The sequence below is a fragment of the Micromonospora sp. NPDC023814 genome (assembly GCF_040639595.1).
Lineage (GTDB): Bacteria > Actinomycetota > Actinomycetes > Mycobacteriales > Micromonosporaceae > Micromonospora.
Genome location: NZ_JBFAAF010000045.1, coordinates 37,920 through 56,812, shown reverse-complemented (window position 1 = coordinate 56,812; position 18,893 = coordinate 37,920). Strand labels below are relative to the sequence as shown.

At 68.6% G+C, this 18,893-nt stretch carries 12 protein-coding genes and 1 pseudogene; 6 read left to right on the top strand and 7 right to left on the bottom strand.

Annotated features, from left to right (window positions below; all coding sequences use genetic code 11):
- Window positions 1-87: 87 nt before the first annotated feature.
- From AB0G14_RS22840 to AB0G14_RS22810, 7 genes and pseudogenes are all read right to left on the bottom strand, one after another.
- Window positions 88-546, bottom strand: coding sequence for a Pycsar system effector family protein (locus AB0G14_RS22840; RefSeq protein WP_357700470.1), 459 nt, complete (start codon window positions 544-546; stop codon window positions 88-90).
- Window positions 543-1,217 (bottom strand): hypothetical protein, encoded by a 675-nt coding sequence (locus tag AB0G14_RS22835; RefSeq protein ID WP_357700468.1) that lies wholly within the window; start codon window positions 1,215-1,217, stop codon window positions 543-545. Before AB0G14_RS22835 ends, AB0G14_RS22840 begins: the two co-directional genes overlap by 4 nt.
- Window positions 1,214-3,247: a hypothetical protein gene (locus AB0G14_RS22830; protein WP_357700466.1), complete on the bottom strand. Its 2,034-nt coding sequence runs from the start codon at window positions 3,245-3,247 to the stop codon at window positions 1,214-1,216. Before AB0G14_RS22830 ends, AB0G14_RS22835 begins: the two co-directional genes overlap by 4 nt.
- Entirely contained in the window at window positions 3,244-4,029 is a 786-nt protein-coding gene (locus tag AB0G14_RS22825; RefSeq protein ID WP_357700464.1) for a hypothetical protein, read from the bottom strand. The genes AB0G14_RS22830 and AB0G14_RS22825 overlap by 4 nt, the downstream gene beginning before the upstream one ends.
- A gap of 35 nt (window positions 4,030-4,064) precedes the next feature.
- Window positions 4,065-4,766, bottom strand: coding sequence for a Crp/Fnr family transcriptional regulator (locus AB0G14_RS22820; RefSeq protein WP_357700462.1), 702 nt, complete (start codon window positions 4,764-4,766; stop codon window positions 4,065-4,067).
- Window positions 4,767-5,479: 713 nt separating this feature from the next.
- Window positions 5,480-5,935: pseudogene (locus AB0G14_RS22815) on the bottom strand (transposase family protein); the annotation flags it as partial.
- Between the two features lie 17 nt (window positions 5,936-5,952).
- Window positions 5,953-9,090, bottom strand: coding sequence for a DEAD/DEAH box helicase family protein (locus AB0G14_RS22810; protein WP_357700460.1), 3,138 nt, complete (start codon window positions 9,088-9,090; stop codon window positions 5,953-5,955).
- A 733-nt stretch (window positions 9,091-9,823) separates the two neighbouring features.
- On the opposite strand from AB0G14_RS22810, the gene AB0G14_RS22805 reads away from it, so the two are divergent.
- From AB0G14_RS22805 to AB0G14_RS22780, 6 genes are all read left to right on the top strand, one after another.
- Entirely contained in the window at window positions 9,824-11,326 is a 1,503-nt protein-coding gene (locus AB0G14_RS22805) for a TIGR02677 family protein (protein ID WP_357700458.1), read from the top strand.
- Entirely contained in the window at window positions 11,319-12,539 is a 1,221-nt protein-coding gene (locus AB0G14_RS22800; RefSeq protein WP_357700456.1) for a TIGR02678 family protein, read from the top strand. Before AB0G14_RS22805 ends, AB0G14_RS22800 begins: the two co-directional genes overlap by 8 nt.
- The gene (locus AB0G14_RS22795) at window positions 12,536-16,633 is read left to right on the top strand and encodes a TIGR02680 family protein (RefSeq protein WP_357700454.1); all 4,098 of its coding nucleotides are present in this window, start codon (window positions 12,536-12,538) and stop codon (window positions 16,631-16,633) included. The genes AB0G14_RS22800 and AB0G14_RS22795 overlap by 4 nt, the downstream gene beginning before the upstream one ends.
- A 74-nt stretch (window positions 16,634-16,707) precedes the next feature.
- Window positions 16,708-17,886: a TIGR02679 family protein gene (locus tag AB0G14_RS22790; RefSeq protein ID WP_357700452.1), complete on the top strand. Its 1,179-nt coding sequence runs from the start codon at window positions 16,708-16,710 to the stop codon at window positions 17,884-17,886.
- Window positions 17,887-18,245: 359 nt separating this feature from the next.
- Window positions 18,246-18,521 (top strand): hypothetical protein, encoded by a 276-nt coding sequence (locus tag AB0G14_RS22785; protein ID WP_357700450.1) that lies wholly within the window; start codon window positions 18,246-18,248, stop codon window positions 18,519-18,521.
- Window positions 18,518-18,865: a hypothetical protein gene (locus AB0G14_RS22780; protein ID WP_357700448.1), complete on the top strand. Its 348-nt coding sequence runs from the start codon at window positions 18,518-18,520 to the stop codon at window positions 18,863-18,865. The genes AB0G14_RS22785 and AB0G14_RS22780 overlap by 4 nt, the downstream gene beginning before the upstream one ends.
- The last annotated feature ends 28 nt before the right edge of the window (window positions 18,866-18,893 follow it).

Below are 18,893 nucleotides of genomic sequence, written 5' to 3'. Positions count from 1 at the left end.
GGTTATGTCGTCACATAACCTCAACTAACGTGCCTGGTCAATACAGCTAGGGCAGCGAACGCGATCGCCAGAACCAGGAGGAGCATCTCAGGTGAGGACCACGGCCGCGAGGGCCACGACGCCGACCACCAGGGCGCGGATGGACCAGGTAATCCGGGTGAATTTGCGGTACGCCACCATGTTTGCAGCCCAGATCTGCCCGGCGACCGCCCGCTCGACCGCGTCCTCGTCGGCCGCCGCCTCCACCCAGGCATCGACGAAGGCTTCCCGATCATCGCCGTACCGACGGGCGACGTGGTCGTAGTAGTGCAGCGACCTCGCGGGCTCCACCTGCCGTCGTGGCGCCAGTGTGTCGAGCGCCAGCAACGCGCTGAGCACGATGCAGATGCCGGCGACGAACAGGACGCCTTTGGCCCAGGATCCGTGAGCCGACGGCAGCTGCCCGGCCAGGACCCCGGCGGCGGCCAGGACGGCGGCAGCCTTCACGTCGGCGAAGCGGATCATCTCGTTTGCCTGTTGCAGGGAGGCTCGTTCCGCTTCCCTCATGAGGCTTCCAGCCGTTCCGCCAGGTCGGGTCGGTTATACGAGGAGAAGAACTGCCCCAGCTGTTCGAGCAGGTATCGGCGTTCGCCGTCCTCGAGCCGCCCGAGGAAGTCACCGATCAGCTTGGCGATCAGCAGGAACCGGGACTCGCCGACCTCCCCGAACTTCTCGGCGATCTCCTCGAACCTGATGGTGAGTAGCTCTTCCGGCCGGTCAGGGTGGTGGTAGAGCCAGTAGCTGCGGGCGACGTCTGGACGGGAGTAGACGCTCTCCCGCAGGTAACGGATCCGCTCCAGCTCGGCCTGCTGCTTCAGGCGTTCGAGGGCGGACTGCCGGTCGATCTCCAGGATGGCTTCAGCGGCTATGCGGGCTTGCGGGTTGACTGTTAGTTGGATGCGGGCACTGTAGGGGTTCCGGGTGTTGATCTCGTTTTCGGCGTTGCCGGCCTGGGTGACGCAGTATTGGGAGGTTGCCTGGTCGGCCCACTCTGTGACCCTTTGTCGCGTCGTCCAGATGGCGGCTTCGTCGTTCCCCTGCCACCAGAGCTGGAGGGTCGCGTCGAATGCGATGTGTGGGTGGCAGCTGCGCAGCTCGGCGGTAAAGGTGACTGGCTGTGCGGGTTCCTCGGGTCTCGCCCAGAGGCGCGACAGGCGGCCACGCCAGTTCTCACTCATGCGGTGCCCAGCGGGTTCGCTCGGTGGAGCCGCTCGTTGAGCCGGTCACGCAGGTCTCTGGCGGCCGGCGTCTGGGCGTCGCGGGCGAGTGGCTGCCAGTCGTACAGTAGGTCGGACATTCGGGCGAAGCGGCTGCTGGTGCCTTGACCGGTCCCTCCGGCACGGACCATCAGGTCGGTGATCAGGTTCTCGTAGACGGGTTCCTCGGCCGCCGCGTCCAGCCAGCGGGAGAGCGCCTCGCGGAATTCGCTCTGCGGCCCTTCGCCGCTGAACAGCAGCGTGAAGGCGTGTACCAGTCGGGTCTGCCGTTCCGCATCGCCAGCCAGCTCGGCAAGGAGAAGCCCAGCCTGGTCCGGGGTTTCGGAGATCGCCGCCAAGGCGCGCAGCCCCGCGTCGTGCCGCTGGTCCTGCCCGGCCGCCCAGTCGACGACCTGGCGCAGTGTCGCCTGCCGGTGCAGCGGTCGGGCCCAGAGCGACCGCACGGCCTCTACGACCTCGTCGGTGACGGCGTCGATCCGCCGCGCGGCCAGGTTGTTCAGCCGGGTCAGCACCGCCTGCGGATACGCGTCTGCCAGCGCTCCGCCGCAGACCGCGGCGACCGCGCAGAGCAGCGGCACGCGTCCCGACTGGGCGGCCCACTGATTGAGCCGCCCGCGCATCGCCGCTCCGGCCTCGGGGCTCATCGCCACCGCGGTCATCAGGTCGATGACCAGCGGTCGCAGGGTCTGGTAAGCCCACCACCGTTCGATCAACGTGCGCACTTCGGGCGCGTCGGCCCCGGGAAGCGCCAGGGTCACGGCGAGCATGGCCGAGGCCACCTGTCCGGCGACGCGGGCGTTGGGGGCACCGCCGCGGCGTATCGGCAGGTCGGACGCCCAGCTCCAGAGGTTCGTACGGAAGGCCTTGGACTGGTCGCCGTGCACGTAGCGCAGGATCGCGACGTCGTAGGACGGCAGGGTGAAGAAGATCCGGTGCTCGCCGTCAATCCGGGCGTTGACGCTTTTGGCGAGCTGACGGATCCCCGGGGCGCCGATGCCGCCCCGCACGTTCGCCGGTTCCTCCAGTTTCTTGGCGAGCTTCTCCATGGCGTGGAGAACGTTGGTGGCTTGTCCCCCTTGCAGGAAGGCCAGGGCGATGAGGAAGAGCCGGGTCCGCGGATCCGGGTACGTCTCGAACCAGGCGACCAGTTCCTCGTCCCAGTTCTGGTAGGCCTGGACGGACTTGCGGGCGATCTCGGCAAGCGGTTCCTGCGGATCACCCGCCGCGGCCCTGATCCGGCGGGACAGCCTCGCGATCTGCGCCGGGGTGGCGCCCTCCAGGATCGCCGGCAGCGGTGGCGTCTTGATCAGGGTGTCCACGTCCGGCCGGGCGAGCTGGTCTTGTAGGAGCCGGCTCAGCAGTTCCTCGGGTACGGGAGCGGTGACCGTGAGGACGGTGAAGCCCGGAACGTCCTCGGGCCTTTCGAGGCTCTTCTGGTCGACCAGGACGACGAGGTACGAGTCCCGCTTCTCTACGGCCTCTCGGTAGGCGATGAGCAGCTCCCGCAACCGCCCGTTGCGGCCGCCAGGCGGCACCGTGAGCAGGTAGGCGCAGCGACCGTAAGACGACCACGGCACCTCGTCGACGGGCAGGAGCCGCTGCTCGTCGTCGTCGATCGGGATCTCCCGCCGAGGCGAGGGAACGCCGCCGAGCAGACCGACCGCGGCGGTCCGCCGCCCGGTGCCGGGGTCGGCGACCAGCAGGACGTGACGCCGCTCCCGCAGGATCCCGGCCGCCTCTTCCCTGCGCAGCCCGCCCGGGCCGTAGACACGCTCCACGAAGGTCTCGATCGTCTCCCGCACGAAGGCGTCGGAGAGTTCCCGGGCGGCCTGGTAGCGACCGAGCCAGTTATGGACGTTCTGCACCATGTCGCGGCCGACACGCGAGGCGACCTGACCGCTGTTCTCGTCAACACTGAGGCCGTCGTCGATGTCGTCGGCGTAGGAATCGTCGATGTCCGGGTCCACGGCCTCAATCGCGTCGGTGGTCATCGGTCAGCGCCCCGGTGCTGCGTCATGCTCTCGACCGTGGTGGCGACTTGGCCGTCGTTCCGCTTCACCCGCGGCCCGGAAAACTGTGGCCGAGCGGGCTTCTCGGTCATCGGCGGCGGTGGCGGCGGCGCGGCCGGCAACACGCCCAGCAGGTTCCCGGAGACCTCCGGGAGGTAGAGCCACGCCTGCTGGCTGAACGCCTTGCCGTCGACCGTCGCCGTGACTGCAAGGCAGCGGTCGGGCTGCATTCCGGCGTACCCGGCGGCGATGACGTCCTCGAATACGCGTTCGGAGAAGATGCAGGCCACGAACGTCACGCGCGGGCTGGCCGCGGCGAGCACGGCCTTCACCGGCGCGGAATCGAGCAGGCGGTGGGTGTCGTTGCGCGGGTCACCGTTGCCGGTCCAGTGCGGATTTTCCGGGTCGGCGGGCAGCGGCCCGACGTGCAGGCTGACCCGCAACTGAAGGCGCGCTCGGGCCTGGCGGTTGTGCTCGGCGAGGCGTTCCTGGAGCAGTCGCGGGAACGGGTCCACCAGGTAGGGCAGGACGCGCGTCGGGAGTCCGACGGCGAAGCCGTCTCCAGTCGGGCCGAGGAACGCCGGGCGTTCCCACTCGGCCCGTAGCCCTGCGCCGTTCAGAACGTCGCCCACGAGGTCGAGCAGGTTCTTGCTGATCGCCTCGTGGGTGCTGCCCGGTTCGGCGGTGAAACCCTTGGCGTCCACCGCCAGGATCGCCCGGTACGGCGGCAGGTCGATCGAACGTGCGAACGGGATGTGTTCCACAGGAGTCCTTTCTCGAGGGCGGGACCCCCACAGCGTCAGCCCGGAACAGGCGGTTCTCTGCCCAATTCTGGGCGGAGACCGTGTGACCGGCCGCTCAGTGCCACCGGGTCCACGATGATGACCTCGCGCCGTCCGGTGGCGACAATGCCCGCCTCGCGCAGGGCCGCCAGCTCGGCGACGACCGCGTTGCGCGAGGCGCCGACCAGTTCGGCGAGTTCCGCCTGGGACAGCCGGATCGCGGGCCGCCCGTCGGCGCGCCGGCTCTCCCGGTCCAGCTGAATCAGCGCCCGGGCCAGCCGCTCCCGCACGGGCAACACGGCAAGCGCCGTACGTTGGGCGTCCGAGGTGCGCAGCCGGCTCACCGTGTAGGTGGCGAAGCCCGTGGCGAACGCGGGCCGGGTCAGGAAGCGCCGGAACTGCGGGCCGGTCAGCAGCCGGGTGACCGTGGTGGTGAGGGCGGTGACCGTGGCCGAGCGCGGTTGCAGGTCGACGGCGGCCAGGTCGCCGACGACGTCGCCGGCGGCCCGCAGCGTCAGGATGGCGCGGCTGCCGTCGCTCTCCGATCGTACGATCTTGACGCAGCCGGCCAGGACTACGTGCACGTGCTGGGTGGTGTCACCCTGGCGCAGGAGCACGTCGCGGGGTTCAAAGCGTACGGGGATTCCGGTGTCCTGCACCCGGTTCCACTCGTCCTGTGGGAGATGTGCGACGAGTCCGGATCCACCACGGTCATGCATGTACAGAATGTATCGCCGACGGCCACAACGGGTAGCGTTGCCGGGGCTTGGCTCGGTCCCGCATCGTCATCATTCGCCACTCGCCGCGCTGGCCGGAGTCTATATACGGGAACCGCGTCCAAGGCGCTCAACGACCGCAGGTCACTACAGGCCGACACCGTGGCCCGGATACGTTAGCCAACGACCGGCTCGCCTTCGTGGGCGACGCGGCCGTGTACAGCCCGCACGCCGGGCATACGCGCACGGAAGGCATGATCACCACGGACGCCATCGGGCGGTTGAGTTGCCTCGTCTTTCCGGACAGACTCGTTTGGGTTGATTCTCGCGGTGAGATGCCGGCCGAGCCGATCGCGGACCACCAGCCTAAACGAACGAGTGAAGGTCGTAGGCGACCGAGGCCGCGAAGCGAGGCCGCTCGAGCCGGCCCGTTGACGGGAAGACGGCGAGCTGCGCGGTCGTCGGGCAGTAGCCAGACCGCCTGCCGGCCTTGGCTCACCTCGAACTGTCCGGGGCCTGCGTGGAAGACCTGCGCCAGCTCGCGGACCCGCCCCGTTTGCAGATGCTGGAGTTCTCCCTGGCCCAAACGGCGGAACACGTGTTTGTGGTCCGCTGCCGGCACGGCAGGCTGCCGCAGCGCCGGCCGCACGACGCCCGGCTACCCGGTATCACCCGGCATCGATTGCCCCAAGCATGTCCCGATTCGGAGGTGGAGCACCGGGTTGCGGGTCGCCGAGGGCGACGACGAAGCGGGTGTGGGCGTCGATGGCGACCTGCAGGTTCGCGCTGTAGCGGTAGTTCTTGCTGGGGGCGGCCAGCCGGTGGTCCCGGGTCGGCACCAGAGTGCCGTCAACGATGGTGATCTGGTCGACCCGACATCGGCGTCCCGGCGCCAGGGCGAGCAGGGGGCCGACGGTGTCGATGACCCGGTGCGCGGCGGAGTGCGACACCCCGAACAGCGGGCCGATCTGTCGCATGGTCAGGTTCGTGCGCCAGTACGCCGCTACCAGCAGCACCCGATCGGCGAGGTCGAGAGACCACTGTCGGCCGGGTCGGCCGTCAGCGATCGTGGCACCGCCGCGCTCGGCGACCAGTCTGACCAGCCTGCGGAACTGGGCGGGCTGCAGCCCGGTGAACGGAAAGATCCACTCCTGGCGGGCCGCCGAGATCATGCTGCATGAGGCATCGGTCAGGCGCTGCAGTAGACGTCGAACGATCCTTTCGTCACTGCCCGCACGTACGACTCTGCTCCGGCCAACAGGCGCAGCTGCTCCTCCGTGCACTGCCGCGCCGACAGGCCAGGTTGGACCAGCACGGTTCGGAAACGCGGACGCAACTGCGGAGCTAGCTGCCTGATCCGGTACAGCTCGTCGATGCCTCCGACTTCGTAGGGCGAGGACCCGGTGCGGTGGGCATACTTTTGGGCGCGCCTGTCCAGGTGGCGCAGCAGCGGGTCCGCGCCGTGCTGCCGCCATTTGGCGCCTCGCATCGCCTGTCCGCACAACTCGTACAGGTCGGCCAGTCGCGCGCCAGCAGTCGGCTGCGACGAATACTTGCAGTGGACCAGCGTCACGACGAGCTCCGTACCGCTGATCCGTACCCCCACCAGGTCGCCTGCCTCTCCAGCTCGGTCGTCGTCGACGAGGATGTCGAAGGTGTCAGCGCCGCGTAGGTAGGCGGAGAAAAACGCCTGGATCGAGTCGGGGCGGCGTTCGATGCCCTGGGACTCGACCTGGATGTCGACGCCGTCCCAGTCGAGCGCGATCAGGCGTTGGCGGTTGAACGGGGGCCGGTCGTAGCGCGGCACCAGGAGTCGGTCCTCGGGGGTGATCATCCGGTCGCCCTCGAGAAACAGTGTCGGCTTGTTCTTGTTGATCCACTCCAACAAAGGCACGGGGGCCGGGCGGGACGCCACCTCGGCGTCCCCGTCGATGGGGCGGTACCGAAGACCGGTCGGCTCGAAGTCCGCGCGATAGCGGATCCGCCATGCTGGTGTCACGAGGGAGAAGAGGAACGGACCGCTGGGCTCGAAGCTGTCCACCTCGAAGCCGACGTCGGTGATCGGGTAGCTGCGTCCTTCGACCGTGACGGAGACGCCGGGGCCAGTCCCGGTGAAAATTTCCCACGGCCACTCCAGGCCGAGAAGCACGTGGGGCGGACGCTCGGTGAGGTCCTCAGGGATGATGAAGCCGCTGAGCACCTCCTCCAGGTTGATGCTGTTGTCGGTCAGTTTCGCGCCCTGCGTGGCGCACCACTCGGTCCATGACTTCAGGTTCGGCGCGGTCCGCGCCGACCAGAACCGCCCGGACAGTGACGCGCTGATCGTTGTTCTCTCCCCCTGGTCGAAGCCGGACGTGGCGATGTGGGTCTGGCTCTTGCCTTGCCGATCGGCGGTGTCCAACGCCTCAAGGACGTCACTGCCGACGTGCATGGAGAAGCGATTGAAATGGTCGCGGGCGTCGAGAAGGCCGACGTTTGTCGGGATGAGGCGGTCAAGGTGCGCCAGGACGCGGAACGTCAGCGGGCCTTTGATCGGCTGGCAGCCTTCGCCGAGGACCGTCTCGGCGAGTTCGTGGTAGTCGCCGCTGTTGTCCGAGCCGTGGATGTACAGCAGCCGGCGACCCTCGTCGAAGTACATGACGATCAGCTCGTAGGTCAGCTGCTCGAGAGCTTGGATGGAGCCCCAGCGGACGTCGCCGCGCTTCTCGAGCACGAACCAGGCGACGGAGGATTCAGCGCCGATGGACACCCGGCCATCGACCAGCCGCTCCTCCCCGTACAGGTCGACCGCGCGTTCGGGCTGCCAGTTGTCGTCAGGCGACCGGTAGGCGATCGCGCTCATCTTCGGTTCGAGCAGGCTCACGGAGATGTCCTCGGGGGCGCTGGCGAAGGACGCCTCGAACGCGCTGTTTCCCTCGACCGCTTCCGTCGCGCGCTCGGTGATGTCCCGCAACAGCAGGTTCCAGTCGGCGTCCTCTCGCAGCAGATCCCGCAACGGCGAAAGCGCGACGGACGGATCCCGGGCAACGAACGCCGCTGCGGTGCCGATCCGAGACCTGGCCGTTGTCCGCGAGAACCGACCGATGAACTGGATCATCGGGCTGAGGCTTTTTTTGACGTCGTGCAGCGCGGCGATCTTCAACGCCGGCAGGTCGAAGCCCTCGCCGAGCATGTCCACGCAGACAACGATCCGGCAGGTGCGGTCGTCGAGTGCCGCCAGAACCTGCCTGCGGCGCTTTTCCGGCAGCCGGTCGTGCAGCACTTGCGGGCCCAGCTCGGGCGCCTTCGTCTCGTAGATCGAGACCAGCTCCTCAGCGCGGCGAACATTCGCGCCCCGTGCCATGAGGAGGTGGTCGTACCCTTCGGCGAGATCACGGCGGAGGCGGTCGACCGCGAGGTCGGCGACGAGGTGGTCGGTGCCGCCGAGGCTGAGCACCGCCCGGTAGTCGATCTGCGTGAAGTACCTGTCCCGTTGCGCCTCCCGTAGGGGGAACCGGAAGATGATGCGTCCTGGCAACTTCTTGCCGTCCTCGCGGAACGGTGTCGCCGTGAACAGCAGAACGGGACGGTCCCCGAAGGCCTGGATGATTCCCGCCCAGCTGGGCGCGGGAGCATGGTGCGCCTCATCGACCATCAGGTGACTGAACTGGGCAAGCAGCGCGTCGCGAGCCTCTGGAGTGCATGCTCCCAGCACCTGCGGGGTCGCGATTACGACGTTGCACGCGGAGGTGAACGCCACCGCGTTGTCGGCCGAGTGGAAGCCGTGCTCGATACGCCCGACAGCCGGCCGCATCGCCTTCGGGTCGACGATCCTGCACTCGTGCAGGATCCCCAACGTCTCGAACTTCTTGCCGATCTGGTCGCGCAGGGCCTTCGTGGGGACAATGACAAGCAGTCGCGCTGCCCGGGCGGCGACGAGAAGCGCAAGCATGGTCTCGGTCTTCCCGGTACCGGTGGGCATGACGATGATGCCCGGCTCGGACAGTCCGGACGCCCAGTAGCCGAGGACGGAATGCAGCGCCCCGATCTGAGGCCGCCGCAGACTGTGCGGTTGGGTATGGGATCGGAAGCCGATCGCCTCGTCGTAGGAATCGACCACCGCCTGAGGAGACACGAGAGACCGGCTGCCTAGCCAGGACACCCGTACGCCGGTGGACCGAAGCGTGGGCAGCTGAGCGGTCAGCGCCGCGTCATCGTTGATGCGAGGAGCACGCGTCGCCGGCCATCGCCCGAAGTTGTTTGCTACCCAGAGGCCATGCCCGGCGTCATCGAGGACCTCCAGCTTCCCGCCCGGAACCAGGAGCTGACGAACGGGGTTGCGCTCCACCTCCCGTGAGCGCGCCCAGACATTCGCGGTGTGAACTACCAACCCGGCCACCACCCCCGTCGACCCCCGTCACCGGAGTGGCGCGGCCGACACCGCGCCCCGCGCGGGTGTCCCACACCGTCGTCGGTCGGCCGCCAGGAATCGGGGGCGCGAAGGTTGGTTGCCTTCACACTTGCTGGTGCAGACACGCCCACGGTGAGCAAGAGACCTCGCTTGACCTGGCATGGTGAGCCCGCTTGCAGACCGGAGACCGGACGACGCGGCCGGATCTGCCTGCGCAGGTGCCGGCAGGCCTGGTTCACCCATTCCAGAATTGTGTAGGCCCGCCCAACTGTTCGGTCGGTGCCGGCGACGTACACGTTCGCGAGAGAGTCACGTAGGTTCCTGACCGCGGAACTGAGCGATTCGGGGTTGAAGCTGGGGAAGGGGATGATCAGCACGCGGAAATCGTCCACCTGGTGCACCCGCCGCGCCAGCATGAATCGCCGAGGCGTGTCGAGCGGGCGCCTCCCGACCTTCCTGCGCCGAACACGCTTGCAGCGAGGTCCGGTGATGACGATCTGGGGTCGTCGCCGATGCCCGCGCCACGCTGCTGCAGGCGCGCGCGCCCCACTGAGGGTGGCGCCTCGGCCGCTACCGGCACGCCAGTCCAAGTTGTCCGTCCACCGCTGGACCGCATTTTCCAGCGGTTCCGGCAATGCGGCCACTACTGACTGTCGCCTATTCTGTCCGCGTGGGTGAGCTGGCGGACGACCTGGGCCGCCTTGAGGCCTTCACCTACCTGACGGCACCTGAGCGCGCCACCTACCTCGCCATCATGCGTCTGTTCACGGCGTCCCTGATGACGGATCTCTCCGCCCAGCAGGTGGTCGAGGAACTCGCCGCCCAGGAGGTTGACCTTCACCTCGACACCGCGGTGAGCCGCTTGAACCAGCTTGTCGGGTGGGGCAATCTGCTTCCGAGCTCACACACCGTACGGGTGAAGAGCATCGAGGAGTACCAACGCGCCCGGTCCCGATATCAGCTTTCACCGCTGGGCGAACGGGTGCAACGGCAGGCGGACGACGTGCTGTCGAGTGCGGACGCCGCCCGAGAAATCAGCCGTGAGCTGCTGGGTTTGATCAGCAACGGGTTGGGCGACCTGACGAATCGCGTCGAACAGCCGGGCGGGCTCGATACCGGCACCGCCCGCGAAACGGTCGCCGCGATCTTCGCCCAGTTCTGGGCGTTTCGGGACTCAGTACGCGACTTCTACGCCTTCCTCGGACAGGTTCTGGCGCGGTACGACCTCAACAGTGCGGAGTACGTCGGCTTCAAGGACCTTCTTCTGGACTACGTCGAGTCGATCACCGAGGAGATCGTTCTCCTCGCACCACGTATCGAACGTCATCTGCACCGCCTCTGGCCGCACTTGCCCGGCCTGGTACAAGTCTTAAGAGACGGAGGGCTTGCCGGAGCCGCCGCCGACCTCGGCGTCACGGTGCAACGCAGCCGCGGGCATGAACTCGCCGACTGGACTGCGCTGCGAGCGTGGTTCAGTGACGCCGACGGTCGCCGCAGCGAGGTGACTCAACTGCGAGACGCCACCATGCGGGCCCTGCAGTCCCTGCTCGCCAACGCGAAACGGATGATCCGCTCCACCGGACACGGTGCCTCAAGGCGTCGTGAGCTGCTGCGGCTGGCAGCCTGGCTGGACACCGCCGACGAGGAATCGGCGGCTGATCTGTACACGTCGGCGTTCGGGCTCTACGGCGCCCGGCACCTCGGCATCGCGGCCGATCAGCAGGGCGTGGTACCCGCGACGGCGAGCTGGTGGCCGACCCCGGCGGTGCAGGTTCCCGTCGCTCTGCGCGACCGCGGAGAGCGCACGCCGCGCGGTCGCGCTTCCGGAATTGCCGATCGCAGCGCCCTACAACAGGCTCTGATCGACCAGGCGGCCGTCCTTCATGAGCTGCGGGTCGCCGCCGCGGCGGAGCTGCTGTCCGCCGCGGCGGACCTTGGTGCGGTAAACCTCTCCGCCCCGGCCGTCCATCTCCTGCTCGAATTGATGGCGCAGGCCTTGGGCGCCGGTGATCCCCTGCTGGGCAACGCCGTCACCATGGTCGTCGATCTAGGGTTGCGCTGCGAGCTCATGAGCAAGCCGCGGAATGTGCTGACCCTACGCTCGGCAGCCGGGAACTTCACCGCCCAGGACATCGATATCGCGATCACTCGCCTGGAGGACAGTGGTGGCTGACGACCACGACATCGCGCTGGCGACCGAGCGCCGCAGGGCCATACGCGCCTTGCTGGCCTCGCCGCTGTTGCTCACCGCCAGCGACGACTTTCCCCTGGTCCGCCGCCACGCCGAATGGTTGAAGAGTTGGTTCGGCAACTTCCTCGGTTACCGACTCGTCGTGGAGGCGGACTTCGCCCGGCTCTTCAAGCCCGGGTTGGGTCCGGGGAGAGGACGTCCGTTGCTGCGCGCGACCGGGCCGTTCACCCCCCGAATGTATGCCTACGTAACGCTCGCCGCGGCGGTGCTGCTCACATGCCCGGAACAGGTGTTGCTGTCCCAGCTCATCGCTGATGTACGGGCGGCGGCGGTCGAGGCCCGGATCGAACTCGGTGACGCCCAACGGCCTACCGAACGACGCGCGCTTAGCGCCGCGCTCCGGCAACTGGTCTCATGGAACGCGCTGCGCGAGGAGCAGGGCACGGTCGCCGGCTACGCCGACGACGACCAGGCCGAAGCCCTGCTCACCGTCAATCGCGACATCGTCGCCCACTTGATGGCGACGCCCCCGGGACGGGCTGCCACAGCGGCGGAGTTCGTCCGCTGTGCCGCCGAGCCCGGTCCAGGTGGCGCGCGCCACGCGGTGCGCCGGCGGCTGACTGAGGAACCGGTGACATACCTCGACGAGCTGCCCGCCTCGGAGCGTGCCTGGCTACGCCGGGAGCAACGCCGCGACGAGCGGTCGTTCCTGGAATACACCGGCCTGCAGGCGGAGCTGCGCGCCGAGGGGGCAGCCCTGCTCGACCCCGACGAGGATCTCACCGATGTGCTGTTTCCCGGGGTCGGTACCGTCGCCCAAGCCGCGCTGCTGACGATCGGTGCGCTGGTCGAGCAGGTGCGCCCAGCCTCGGGACGGCTGGTGGTCGGGGTGCCCATACCTGAAGGCGCTCTGGACCGGGTTTTGGCTGACCTGGCCGACCGCCACAGCCGGCGGTGGGCGGGCCGGTACGTCGACGATCCACTCCTGCTGCGAGAGGCGGTCATCGGGTTGCTGACCAGTATGGGACTACTGGCGCGATCGGCGCCGACGGTCGCCGACGCCGAGTCCGACGAAACCGTCGCCGCCGAACGGGCGGTCGACGCTCGCGCCGCCCGCGGCGATGCGCCCGAAGGCACGCTGGTTCTGCTCGCGGCCGCAGCCCGCTACGCTGCGAGCGAGGCGGTACGGTCATGAGCACAGCGGCCGTCGTGGCAAGCCGGATGGAGACCCTGCCGGCGCACCCGTACAGGTATCGCCTACATCGGGCGGGGATCTGCAACATCTGGCAGTACGACGATCAGGTGTTCCAGTTCGAGGGCGGCCGCCTGCTGCTGCGCGGTAAGAACGGCGCCGGAAAGTCGAAGGCCTTGGAATTGCTGCTGCCGTTCTTGTTGGACGGCGACGCCAAGCGTCTGGATGCCACCGGTGCTGGCCGCACCACCTTCCGCTGGCTGATGAGTGAGGGTGCCAGCGGGGTGAATCGGCAGGGATTTGTCTGGCTGGAGCTCCGGCGCACCGACGAACATGACTTGGCGCAGTTTTTGACGCTGGGGGCGGTCGTTCGGTGGTCGTCCTCGACCACGGAGGCACGGCTCACCTATTTCATGACCCCCCTGCGCGTCGGCGTTGACGTCGACCTGGCAGTGGACCGGCAACCCGTGCCCGTCGAGCGACTCCGCGAGAGCCTGGGCGAGGCGGCTCTGATGAGCAGCGCCCGTGACTACCGTGCCCGGGTGGGTCGTGAACTCTTCGGGATCGGTGATCCGGGCCGATACCGCAATCTCGTCCACCTGCTGTACCGGCTGCGCCGTCCCACCATCGGCGACCGGATCGAGGCGGGCCAGCTCACCACCGAACTGAGCGAGGCACTGCCATCAGTCGACGACGACGTACTCGATTCGGTCGCGCACAATCTCGACGACCTGGAGACCGTTCGCGCCGACCTGGGCAGACTCGAAGCCACCCATGCCGCGCTAGTCGACCTCATGGCGGCCTACCGAGGATATCTGCGCGGCGAGCTGCGCCGCCGCGTACAGGCGGTGGACGAGGCTCTGTCCCAGCTACGAGCACAGCGTCGGCAGGCAGGCCAAGCCGAGCGGGAGGTCGCGGCGGCCCTCGGCGCGGAGCAAGCCGCCGTGGCCGCAGTCGAACGCTGCGAGCACGCGGAGCGGCAGGCTCGGGCCGAGCTCGGAGCTCTCCGCGACAGCGCCGCGTATCGGGCCGTTCAGGAGTTGGGGCAGCGCCGTCTCGCGGTACGGGCGCTCGAGTCGGCGGCCCGGTCCGCGGCGCGCGCAGCCGACGCCGACCGACAGACTTTCACCGATGTCGTGTCGCGCCTTGTCGCGGAGACCGACCGGCTGACGGGCACCGTCAGCGAACTGCGCGACAGTCATCGGCGCCTTCGCGACCTCGCCGCCGAATCGGGCCTGGACACCGGACATCTCGGTGCCGTGCCGGAGTTGCGCTATCTCGGAGCTCCGGCTGACCCCTCGACGCGAGTTGTTCACCACAGCCTGGCAGGTCAGGAGTTCGGCGAGCACCGTGCGCGCATCGCAGCGGCCGAGGAGGCGGCGCGGGCACGGCGGACGGCCGTCGCCGACGTACACCGGCGGCTCGACGAGGCCGACGCGGCCGTCGCCGCGGCCGTCCGCGGGGAGGCCGACCGCGACCTGCTCGACGGACAGCAGAGCGGCGCTCAGGACCGCCTGAGCGAGGTCACGACCGGCCTCGCCGCGGCCAGCAGCGCCTTCGTGCACGCCGTAAGAGAGTGGATGTCGCTGCCGGCCCTGGCCAGCGCGGCTCTCGCGCCGGTGCGGGAGGCTCTGCTCGGCGATGACCCGCTGCCGGCGGGCACGCAAGCCGAGGTGCGCGCAGCGGCTGAGCTCGCTGCGGAACCGCTGCGCGGCGCGGCCGAGGCGCGCCGCGACACCTTGCGGTCCCAGCAGGCACAGGTCCAGGCCAACCTGGACGAGGTACGCGGCGAGCACAACCGGTGGAACGCCATGACCGACCCGGAGCCACCCCGGTCGCGGTTTCGGCCCGGCTCCCCGTCGCGACCGGGCGTCCCGCTATACCGGTTGATTGACTTCGGCGATCACCTCGACCAACGGCAGCGGGCCGGGATCGAGGCAGCTCTGGAGTCGAGCGGGCTGCTCGACGGGCTGCTCGCCGAGGGCGGCACGGTGCTGGACCCGGTAAGCGGTGAGGTGATTCTCCGACCTGGTCCGCCAGCAGCCGCACCCACCCTCCAGGAGGCGCTGGTCGTCGTGCCCGGGGCTGAACACGCGGCGCACCTGCTGCACAGCATCGGCCTCGGGCCGACCTCGAACGCGAGCAGCTGGATCGCCGAAGACGGCCGATGGCGACTCGGCGTGGCCCACGGTGCCTGGACGAAACCGGCGGCCGAATACGTCGGCGCGGCCAACCGCGAGGCGTTGCGGCGACGCCGGCTCGCCGACCTGCAAAAGCAGCTGAACGACCTGACGCACGAACTTGCCGGCATCGACGAGCAGCTCACCGTGAACGACCGCGAACGCGGCGCGCTCTCCACGGCGCTTCGCGCTCTACCCGATGGCGCTGAGCTGGGCCGCGCCTGGGCCCGTCATGACGAAGCGGAATCTACGGCGCACCGGCTCGCTCGCCAAGTGGCCGACGCCCGGCGAAGAGCACGCGAGCTCCGCAGCGTCGCCGACGACCGCAGGGCCCGCGCGCAGGCCGCGGCGGAGGCCCATCTCCTACCCGCGGATCGCGGCAGTCTGAGCAACATCGACCAACGCCTGCGACAGCTCGGTGCGGAGCTGCCTCGCTACACCCGGGAAATCGGACAGTTCATCAACGAGCTCAAGCCGTACGAGTCACTGATCGTCCGGCACGTTGAGGCCGTTGACCGTGCCGCCGTTACCGCCGACGAGGCCCGAGCCGCAGCCGAGGTACACCTCGCTGCGGAAGAAGCGTTCGCCGTTCTCGAACGGTCGCTCGACGCCGAGCCGGCGGAAATCCACCGGCAGGAAAGCGCAGCCGAGGCACGCCTGCACGCGGCCGAGACGGAGCTGCCATCGGCCCGTCGCGGCTACGAACAGGCGCGGGACCGCCGGGTCCGGGCCGAACAGGTGCGCGACCACACCCGGCAACTGCTGACTCATCAGGAGCAGGTTGCCCTGGACGCCGGCATCGCGCTGCCACGTGTCCTCACCCTGCCCGGCGTCGGTCCCGCGCTCGCGCTGTCCACCGACGTGTCATTCGAGCCAGGCACCGGGGCCCCGCCGGAGAGGATCCGGCAGCTCGACGAACTCGCCGGCCTGCTCCGCGAAGCGCTCGGCCGGCCCCAGCAGGACCTGAGCGAGAATGCCCTGCACCAGCGCTACAACGACGTTCGAAGCAGGCTGCCTGGCGGTTTCGACCTCGTCTGGGAGGATCGGGACGGCGTTAAGGTCGTCGAGATCGCCGACGACATCGGGCAGCACCCCGCCGCCGTGGCAACCGCACGACTCGGCACGGAGCTACAGCAGAAGCGTTCTGCCGTCGCCGAACGGGAACGGCACGCGTTCGAGCGCTTCCTGCTCGGCGAGTTGGGGGATGCGCTGTCCCGGCAGATCCGTTCTGCCGAGAGCCTCGTGTCGGCCATGAACGCCACGCTCGCCGGAGTACGGACCTCGCACGGGCTCGGCGCCCGACTGGTGTGGACTTTGAAGGACGGCGCGGACGCGGACACCCGTACGGCCGTCGCCCTGCTCAGGACCCCGCTCGAGCTGCGGACCCGAGAGAACAACGACCGGCTCCGCGCGGCTCTCGCCCGCCGGGTCGAGGATGCCCGACGCGCAGACCCCTCCGCCGGGTACGCGGTGCATCTGCGCGCGGCACTCGACTACCGCAGCTGGTTCGGCTTTACCGTCAAGGTCACCGACCAGGCAAACCCGAACCGGGAGCGAATTCTGTCGGCGCGTACCGCGATGTCGCAAGGGGAGCAGCGGGTGGTGTCGTACCTGGTGTTGTTCGCCGCCGCCGCCTCCCACTTCACCTCGGTCGGCGATGCCTACCCGAAAGCCCCACGGCTGATCCTGCTCGACGACGCGTTCGCCAAGGTCGACGAACCCACCCATGGTCGGCTGCTCGGCCTGCTGGTCGACCTCGACCTGGATGCCGTCCTGACCAGCGAGCGGCTCTGGGGCTGCTTCCCCGAAGTGCCCTCGTTGGGCATCTACGAGTGCCTCCGCGATCCCGCCCAACCCGGCGTCGCCACGCTGCACTTCCGCTGGGACGGTCGCCGCCGGACGGTCCTCACCTCATGATCCCGGTCGGCGCACTCGAATACCTAAAGTCAAATGGGTTACGACCATTGTGGGCTGCCGTACACGCCCGCCTGGTGCGTAACGGCCGTATGGTCGGTGGACGTCTGACATTGACAGGGCTGAACGACGAGGAACGCGAAGCCGTCGGCCAGTTCCTCGGTCAGGCTATCGGGTCGACGCACACGATCAAATTGGCCGACCTCGACCGGCAGCTGTGGGAAAGCGCTGCGGGAACCGGACTGCTCGGCGTGGTGGAAGCGATCGTCGGTCTGGTACCGGACCGACGAGCCGACGCCTCCGCAGAGACGGCGCGGCGAGCATGGCTGCGGGACCAGGCGAACGCCGCCCTGGTCGCCGCCGGCTTGAGCAACTGCCCCTGGACGTCCGAGTGGCTGGACCACTTGTGGCGTCACGGCCTACCGGCGCGCCTGCCTTCCGAGGAGGTACGCCGCATCATCAGCCAGGCGACCACCACGCTTGGGCTGACCGTCGGCGAGCACGGGCGAACCTGGTCCCGCGGCGAACTGGCTCAAGTAGTCACCGGCAGCGCCCACGGGCTCGACGATGACAGCCCGCTGACCCGCCTCGTCCTGCGAGGGCTCGCTCTCGCCCTCACCGGTGCCTCCGATTACCCGCTAGGCGCTGCGGAACGCCGCGGCCTCTGGGATGCCGCCGGGGTAACCAGCGACACTGTTGCGACGACCGTCCTCACCTATGGGCTGCGCCCCCTCGGCGATGACTGGCTGCGCTTCCGCGCCGACGCAGGCGCCGAGACCCACCTGACGCTACGGGAAATCCGCCGTCTCGCTCCCCTGCGTCTGGCCCCGCAGACCGTTTATGTATGTGAGAACCCACGGGTCCTGGAAGCTGCGGCCGATGCGGGTGCTGCTGCGGCGATCGTCTGCACGATGGGCAACCCCACAACGGTTTCCATCGCACTCCTCGACGCTGTCATGGAATCGCCGGACGTGCGTCTGCTCTACCACGGAGACTTCGACTGGCCTGGCATCGCCATCGCCGACCGCATCATGCGGCGATACAACGCCGAACCCTGGCAACTCATGGCTGCCGACTATCGCCGTGCCGTCGCGCAGGCCACCGAACGGGGGACGCCACGGCAACCGCTTAGTGGGCGCGCGAGGGAGACTCCGTGGGATCCGGCCCTCTCCGGGGCGATGGCGCAGACCGCCACCGCGATCCACGAGGAAGCGGTGATCGAGAGCCTCCTGGGCGACCTCAGTCGCACGAGGTAGCTGGCCTGCCCGACTTCGCCGAAAACCTGGTCTGCCCTAGTCTGGGCCCAGGGCGGCCGTCCAGATCTTGTGCCGCCCGGCAGTCCCCCTGGTCCATCTCACCTGCGAGCGCCGTTGTGGCCCGACCACGGCCCACAACAGCGCGGCCGATCGTCGTGGCGAAGCCCACCCCGGTCGGCTCAAAGGTACGGATAGCCATCACACAGGCGGGCGGGCGCGGTCTCCGAAACAGCTTGTAGAGCGTCCTAGGACAGGCGCGTCGTGGTTGTCAGGCGAGCGGACTCCCCCTCCGGCGGCCTTGGACTTTGTTCGAAGCGACACGCCTAGCTGCTAGAATACGCCTGTATTACACTCGCATAGTGCCGTACGAGTGGGAAGAGTGGGCGTTGCAGGCCCTGGCGGGCATCCAACCCTATGAAGTCCGCCAAGTCTTGGAGGCTAAGCAGCGGTGGCCGCGTCCCGGCGCTGATGCCGCCGGGTTACGGGTGCTGACCGTGTGGGCGCGCACCCGCGACGGTCGGCCCCTGATCGTGGCTGTGCACCACGTCGACGGCTTCACCTGGAAGATCATCGGCGCACGAGACATGAGCGACACCGAACGTGGCGAGTTCACCCGATGGGAGCAGACGCGATGAGCGACAACCAGCACCTGCCGCGCACCCCGGAAGAGGCCACCGCACTGATGAACGACCTCACCTTCGACCCGGCACCGTCGACCGCGGAGCAGGAAGCGGAACTACTTGCCTCCCTGCCGCCAGAAGGCGCCGAGGTCATGGTCGTGCGGTCCCTGCGCATGCCAACCGATCTCGATGACGCGGTCACCACGGCTGCCAAGGACGCCGGCGTCACCAAAACCGCCTGGATCCGTCAGGCGATCGAGATTGTGCTGACCATGCAGTCCGACGACGATCAGCCGATCTCCCGCGCCGACGCCCTGCGCGCGCTCACTTTGCTTCGCCCGGTCCGTCGCGCCGCGTGAGCACGGAGACCACCGTCGGGTGTTGCGG